Origin of the sequence: Chamaesiphon sp. OTE_8_metabat_110 (assembly GCF_031382685.1) — a bacterium.
Classification (GTDB): domain Bacteria; phylum Cyanobacteriota; class Cyanobacteriia; order Cyanobacteriales; family Chamaesiphonaceae; genus Chamaesiphon.
In genome coordinates this window covers 1-7,082 of record NZ_JANMZA010000135.1, presented here as the reverse complement: position 1 = coordinate 7,082, position 7,082 = coordinate 1, and the positions used below count along the sequence as shown (strand labels likewise).

7 protein-coding genes are annotated in these 7,082 nt (G+C 45.8%); 3 read left to right on the top strand and 4 right to left on the bottom strand.

Annotated elements, in window-relative coordinates; translation table 11 throughout:
• The first annotated feature begins 33 nt into the window (after positions 1–33).
• Complete coding sequence (locus RMO52_RS04710; protein ID WP_396134887.1) at positions 34–1,713, top strand: ribonuclease J; 1,680 nt, start codon at positions 34–36, stop codon at positions 1,711–1,713.
• 369 nt (positions 1,714–2,082) lie between these two features.
• On the opposite strand, the gene leuC is transcribed toward RMO52_RS04710, so the two are convergent.
• The gene (gene leuC / locus RMO52_RS04705) at positions 2,083–3,489 is read right to left on the bottom strand and encodes a 3-isopropylmalate dehydratase large subunit (protein WP_309740921.1); all 1,407 of its coding nucleotides are present in this window, start codon (positions 3,487–3,489) and stop codon (positions 2,083–2,085) included.
• 256 nt (positions 3,490–3,745) lie between these two features.
• Positions 3,746–4,375: a class I SAM-dependent methyltransferase gene (locus RMO52_RS04700; protein WP_310411358.1), complete on the bottom strand. Its 630-nt coding sequence runs from the start codon at positions 4,373–4,375 to the stop codon at positions 3,746–3,748.
• 169 nt (positions 4,376–4,544) lie between these two features.
• On the opposite strand from RMO52_RS04700, the gene RMO52_RS04695 reads away from it, so the two are divergent.
• Positions 4,545–5,252 carry a DUF4336 domain-containing protein gene (locus RMO52_RS04695; RefSeq protein WP_310411355.1) on the top strand — a complete coding sequence of 236 codons (708 nt, stop codon included), beginning with the start codon at positions 4,545–4,547 and terminating at the stop codon, positions 5,250–5,252.
• Here the strand turns inward: RMO52_RS04695 and RMO52_RS04690 are convergent.
• Positions 5,241–5,933, bottom strand: a complete 693-nt coding sequence (locus RMO52_RS04690) for an A/G-specific adenine glycosylase (RefSeq protein WP_310411353.1) — start codon at positions 5,931–5,933, stop codon at positions 5,241–5,243. The genes RMO52_RS04695 and RMO52_RS04690 overlap by 12 nt on opposite strands.
• A 27-nt stretch (positions 5,934–5,960) precedes the next feature.
• On the opposite strand from RMO52_RS04690, the gene RMO52_RS04685 reads away from it, so the two are divergent.
• On the top strand, positions 5,961–6,860 hold the full coding sequence (locus RMO52_RS04685; protein WP_310411350.1) for a LysR substrate-binding domain-containing protein: 900 nt from the start codon (positions 5,961–5,963) through the stop codon (positions 6,858–6,860).
• 24 nt (positions 6,861–6,884) lie between these two features.
• Here the strand turns inward: RMO52_RS04685 and RMO52_RS04680 are convergent.
• Positions 6,885–7,082, bottom strand: a 198-nt coding sequence (locus RMO52_RS04680; protein WP_310411347.1) for a hypothetical protein, incomplete at its 5' end; no start/stop codon positions are given.

Below are 7,082 nucleotides of genomic sequence, written 5' to 3'. Positions count from 1 at the left end.
ATCGGGATGTCGAATTGCTTAAGGTGATAGGGAATGCATGGCATCAATATTGTCTTGCCAGATATGACCTATCTGCGCGAAAATCAGCACAAGATCAAAGGGATGATCGTCACCCACGGACATGAAGATCATATCGGTGGAATTCCCTATCACCTCAAGCAATTTGACATTCCGATTATTTACGGTCCGCGCCTTGCAATGGCTCTATTGCAAGGTAAATTAGAAGAAGCTGGTGTCGCCGATCGAACTAAAATCAAGACAGTCGCACCGCGCGATATCGTCAGACTTGGCGAATCCTTCTTTGTAGAGTTTATCCGTAATACCCACTCGATCGCCGATAGCTTTACGATCGCACTGCATACTCCCGTCGGTGTCGTCATCCATACTGGAGACTTCAAGTTCGACCATACCCCTGTCGATGGCGAAGCGTATGATTATGCCAAACTCGCCGAGCATGGTGAAAAAGGCGTCCTGTGTCTAATCAGCGACTCCACCAACTCCGAGATTCCTGGCTTTACTCCTTCCGAGCGTTCGGTATTCCCCAACCTCGACAGGTTTATCTCCCTAGCCAAAGGACGGGTAATGGTGACTACCTTCTCATCCTCCGTCCACCGGATCAACATGACGATCGAGATCGCTATGAAGTACAATCGGAAAGTCTGCGTAGTCGGTCGATCGATGCTCAACGTCATCGCTCATGCACGGAACCTTGGCTATATCAATTGCCCCGACGATGTATTCGAGCCACTTCAGTCGGCAAATCACCTTCCCGATGACAAAGTATTGATCCTCACGACCGGATCTCAAGGCGAAACCCTAGCAGCGATGACACGGATTGCTAATGGTCAACACCGCCAAGTCCGCATCCGCAAAGGCGATACGATTATCTTCTCAGCGAACCCCATTCCAGGCAACACCATCGCCGTTGTCAACACCATTGACAAATTGATGATGCAGGGTGCCAACGTCATCTACGGACGCGACAAAGGGATTCACGTTTCGGGACACGGCTGCCAAGAAGATCAGAAATTGATGCTGAGTCTGACTCGTCCGAAGTTCTTCATCCCCGTTCACGGCGAACACCGGATGCTGATCAAGCACTCCCAAACCGCTCAAAGTACTGGCATTCCAGCCGAAAATATGGTAATCATCGATAACGGTGATATCGTCGAACTGACTGAAAACAGTATCGGTAAAGCTGGTAAAGTTCCATCAGGAATTCAACTAGTCGATAACGCTGGCATCGTCCACGACCAAACTCAAGTCATGGAAGAGCGCAAACAGCTAGCCGGAGACGGTGTAGTCACTGTCGCCCTAGCGATCGGGCTAGATGGTAAGATGATGGTCACACCTCAAGTCAATCTGCGCGGTGTAGTCACAGCAGTCGAACAGTCGCTCATCGCCGCACTAATCCAGAAAACCATCGAGAATACTTTAATCGATCGTTGGGACAGGTTTGCACGTAAGTTTGAATCCGGTCAGCTCGACATCGACTGGACGGGACTCCAAATCGAACTAGAATCCGCACTCCAACGCCTAGTCCGCCGCGAACTGCAAAGTCGTCCGCTATTAGTATTGATGATGCAGACGCCTGAAGATGGCAAGACTTCCAGTAAAGTTAATGTTGCTGTCGGTGCTGGTGCTGGCACTAGTGGTAGTCCTGCTCCCATCGGTCGTCGCAAACAACGCTCGATAGCCAAAGTCAGATCTTAGATTTTCGCTCGGCTTTGCTGTACCGGAGCTAATCGACACAATTTAGTTATTAAAAAGAAGGTAGATGTGGTTTAATATTGCACCTACCTTCTTTTTTTGTCTGTCGGCATCAGATCTTTACCCCACCCAACCTCCCCTTATAAAGGGGATTAGCTCATCTGTCGTCTATCAAATTTAATTTGGTATTACTTAATCTAATTAGCTCAACTTTCTGGTAGCTCTGCTCCTATCTGGCTCCAAATTTCTCAACCGCTGCTTTAGTACAAGAATTTTATTTCTCTCAATCGAATCAATCGGGTATTTTATCGATCGAGAAAGGCGATATTCGATCGCATATTCCGCACGATTGACAACGTGCGGAATACTAGATTAATTCATCAATTCCCGCACGTCGGTAACTTTACCCGTCACTGCTGCCGCGATTACCATGACTGGCGACATCAATAATGTCCGCCCCGATGAAGAACCTTGACGACCCTTGAAGTTACGATTGGAAGATGATGCACTCAGTTGTCGTCCGACTAACTTGTCGGGATTCATCGCCAAGCACATCGAGCAACCCGCCTCGCGCCATTCAAATCCGGCGTTTTTAAAAACCATGTCTAACCCTTCGGCTTCGGCTTGTTTTTTCACCCGCTCGGAGCCAGGGACGATAAAGGCTTTGACTCCGGTGGCTACCTGTTTCCCGGCGGCAAATTTGGCGGCTTCGCGTAAGTCGGTGATGCGTCCGTTGGTGCAGCTTCCGACAAAGCAAACATCGACTTTGGTGCCGATAATTGGTGCGCCTGGGGAGAGATCCATATACTGATAGGCTTCTTCGGCGATCGCACGTTCATCCGCCGCCATCTGCGCTACAGTCGGGATGGGTTCGTCTACGCCGATGCCTTGAGCGGGGGTAATGCCCCAGGTGACTGTAGGGGCGATTTCGGCGGCATCGAAGACGACGACATCATCGTATTCGGCATCTTTATCGCTGCGGAGGCTTTCCCACCAGGCGACGGCTTTATCCCAATCGGCTCCTTTAGGGGCAAAATCTAGCCCTTTGAGATAATCATAGGTGACTCGATCGGGGTTGATATACCCACATCGCGCGCCACCTTCGATCGCCATGTTACAGACGGTCATGCGGGCTTCCATATCCATATTTTCAAAGGTAGTGCCCGCGAACTCATAGGCGTAGCCCACACCGCCTTTGACACCGAGTTTGCGGATGATATGCAGAATTACATCTTTGGCATATACGCCTAGTTGAAGAGTCCCATTGACTTCAATTTTTCGGACTTTTAATTTACCCAAAGCCAGCGTTTGGGAGGCTAAAACATCCCTCACCTGAGAGGTGCCAATTCCGAACGCTATAGCTCCAAATGCGCCATGAGTAGAAGTATGACTATCTCCACAGGCGATCGTCATTCCTGGCTGGGTTAGCCCCTGCTCAGGAGCAATTACATGGACGATCCCTTGGCTGCCAGAACCGACGTTGTAGAATCTAATTCCATGCTCTTTGGTGTTATTTTCGAGATGTTGCATCATCTCCTCGGCGAGGCTATCGGCGAGGGGGCGCGATTGGTCTTCGGTAGGTACGATATGATCGACGGTGGCAACGGTACGTTCTGGATAGGGGACTTTCAATCCGCGATCGCGCATCATCGCAAAAGCTTGAGGGCTGGTGACTTCGTGGATCAGGTGCAAGCCGATGAATAGTTGGGTTTGTCCTGATGGTAATGTGGCGACGGTGTGCGCGTCCCAAACTTTATCGAATAATGTATTTTTGCTCATGGCTATTTAGTGAATAGTGGATAGTGGATAGCTTGTAGGGTGTGTTATCGCGCAGCGTAACGCACCAAAGTATAAATGGTAGAGCCGATCGCCATAATAATTGTCTGATGCCAAGCGATAATACCTGCGAATAAAAAAGGGATAATCGCGATGCCATTAATGCAGGTCGCGAGCCATATATTAGCCTTTAATTAAACACCTACGATTGAAACCGCCGCTTATCAATAACCAATCAGATTACTCGATCGCCAGTAAATTAATTTGGTTTAATTCCAATTAATAAAGCTAACTCTAACCATTTCCAATAACAATCTACATCGGCAAATCCAATCTCATGCAGATACCCTAGCTGAGTTTCGACATCGAGTAATTTATTCGATGGATCTTCATTTTCGGGTGTATAACCAATCTTGGTTAGAAACTGAATGTGAACCTTTTGATTGGGTGATGCAACATGTTCGAGATTGGCAAATACACCGCCAGGGGTTAGTAAGTTAAATATTTCCTCATATAGAGATCGCTTGCGATCGTGTGTGACATGATGAATGGCAAAACTTGAAACGATCGCATCGAATTGTCCGATATCTGGTAGTCGATCGTCCAAATTATGACTGATAATCTCAATAGAATTATCATCTTGAAATCTCGCTCTGGCTTTTTCCAGCATTACTGGTGAAAAGTCTAACGCAACTCCCGTCGCTAAAGGTCGATCTATTTTGAGTAATGCCATCAGTCTCCCGTCGCCAGTACCCAAGTCGAGGATGCGCTGGGCAGTTTTGGGAATATAGTCGAGCAGTACGGCTTCACCTTCAGTCCGGTGGGGAATGCTATCGGCTTTTGCTAGATACCCTAATGCGTGTTCGGTGGTAGACCATAAATTTACCATAAGATTGGGCTGCGGCTGCGGTAATAGTTGCGGTGTGGTTGTATCACTACTATAGACAAGTCGGTCGGTGCTTGTCCAATATATATTAGTATTGCTGTTAATACTTTTAAAGTATCAATGCTATAGTTATTTTGTAATTGCTCTCGAATTAGAGTGGCTTTAAAACTTTATGCTCAGAGAAATAGATTGCAATTTATGGGTTGTCGAACAACCATTTAAGTATTTTGGGTTGGAAGTCGGGACGAGAATGACGCTCGTGCGATTGGGTACGGGAGATTTAGTTGCAATCTCACCGATTAAGATCGATCCTGCGACAATCGAGCAGATCGCACTATTAGGTGAAGTAAAATATATCATCGCACCCAATCTCTATCATCATTTATTTATTCAGAACTTTCAATTTATCTATCCTCAAGCACAATTATGGGCAACATCAAGTTTAGCTAAAAAAAGACCAGATTTGGTTATTGATATACCAATTGCAGAGCGGCAAAATAGTATGTTTGATGGTGAGATAGATTGTCTCTTGTTTGATGGTTTTCAAACACTTTTCTTAAATGGCTACACACCTTTAAATGAATATGTGTTTTGTCATCAATCGAGTCGTACCTTAATTTTAACAGACACCGCTTTTTATTTTGACGAGAGCTTCGTACCGCTAACTCAACTAATCGCAAAATTGACGGGTGGATATAAATTATTAAGACCCTCACCGCTCGAAAAGCTAGCGACGCGAGATAAGCAAGCTGTGAAAAAAGCCGTCGATCGAGTGTTAGAATGGGATTTCGATCGAGTCATCGTCGCGCATGGAAGTATTGTCGAAACAAATGGCAAAGAACAATTTAAATCAGGATATGATTGGTTTTTAAATACCTAATCGATCGCGGTACCATTTACATTTAGACGATAGCGGACAGCGATCGCAATCTGGATTCTGAGCCTTACAAGTTAACGCGCCAAAATCTAGTAAGGCGAGATTCCACGTTCCCACATTTTTTCTAGGTGCGATCGCATCTGCGGCACCCCAGAGGATTTTGCACCGTGATTTGACTCTTTCGCCTTGTAAGCCAAAAAAGCGTTCGAGAATTCGCGCCACATTAGCATCTAATACTGCTAACGGTTGGTTAAATGCTTGAGAACCGATCGCGCGAGCGGTATAGTCGCCGATTCCTGGCAGTTTGAGCAGTTGTTTCTGGTCGTCAGGTACGATGCCATTATATTGGCTGAGGACGATCTGGGCGCATTGTTGCAGCCGTTCGGCGCGAAAAAATAAGCCCAATGGTTTGAGAAGTTTGGCAACGTCTTTGAGGTTGGCAGCGGCTAAGTCTTGGATGGTGGGATATTGCTCTAGAAATAGTTCGTAAATCGGTGCAACTGTATCGGCATCTGTTTTCTGAAGTAGAGATTCGGCGACAAGGAGATGATAGGCATCGGTAGTTTTGCGCCAGAGATAGTCGCGTCGATTGGCGATTCCCCAGGTAGAAAGCTGTTGGCGAAACCACCTAATTCGTGCAGTTGATGGATAGTCTAATGGTGTGGATTTAGTAGTAGTTTTCAAAAGTTTAATATCGATCGGATCTGATTTATGGAGCTGCGACACTTACTTTATTTTAAAACTGTTGCCACAGAGTTACACTTTGGCAAAGCGGCAGAAAAATTACATATTTCACAGCCGCCATTGACTAAACAAATTCAAGATTTGGAGGCGGAGTTAGACTTTAAATTATTCACCCGCAATAATAGATCTGTGGTGTTAACACCTGCGGGACAGGCATTTTTAATTGAAGTTAACCAAATCTTACAACAACTCGATCGGGCGATCGATATTGGCAGAAAAACTAGTCGGGGCGAACTCGGTAAAATCTCAATCGGGTTTGTCGGTTCGGCAACTTATAATATTTTACCAGTGATGCTCCAGCAGTTTCGCGATCGATATCCTCACGTTCAGATCGAGCTGCACGAACTAACTACCGATCGACAATTAATTTGGCTGCGTGAGGGTAGAATCGATCTTGGCTCGATCCGTCCGCCAATTGTCGATCGAAATTTTGTAACTCAGGTCGTTTTTCAGGAATCTTTTGTTGTTGCTTTACCTACTAATCATTATTTAGCAGCATTAGATGAGATCGATCTCGTATTGTTAGCAACAGAACCATTTATTTTATTTCCACGCGAACTTGCGCCAGGATTATACGATCCAATTATTTCGGTTTGTCAGACAGCGGGTTTTAGTCCACAAGTAGTGCAGGAATGTATTCAAATGCAGACGATCGTGAGTCTGGTTTCGGCAAATATGGGTGTTTCCATTTTACCAGCATCGATTCAAGAAGCTCAACGCCAAGGGGTAGTTTATAAGCCGATTCGATCGCAGAGTCTGAGTGTCGATCGGTTAGCAAAGATCGCGCTAGTATGGAGAATTGACGATCGATCGCCGATAGTAAATAGATTCCTAGAAGTTGTCTTAGGAACCGAGCGATTGCCGTAATTTCAGTCAGTCATCGATTATATTTTATGGCAATAAATACCACCGTCCGCCATATAATTTTACTTGACCCTTACTTTGATATTCGATCGCGATCGAATCATCAAATTTGTACTTCACTCCCGCTCGATCGATGTAAGAGCCACGGAGCTTAGCATTCCATAAAGTTGGTTTTGGTTTCAGATATTCAACCTGACGATCCCGAATTTTATGTCCGCCAAATTT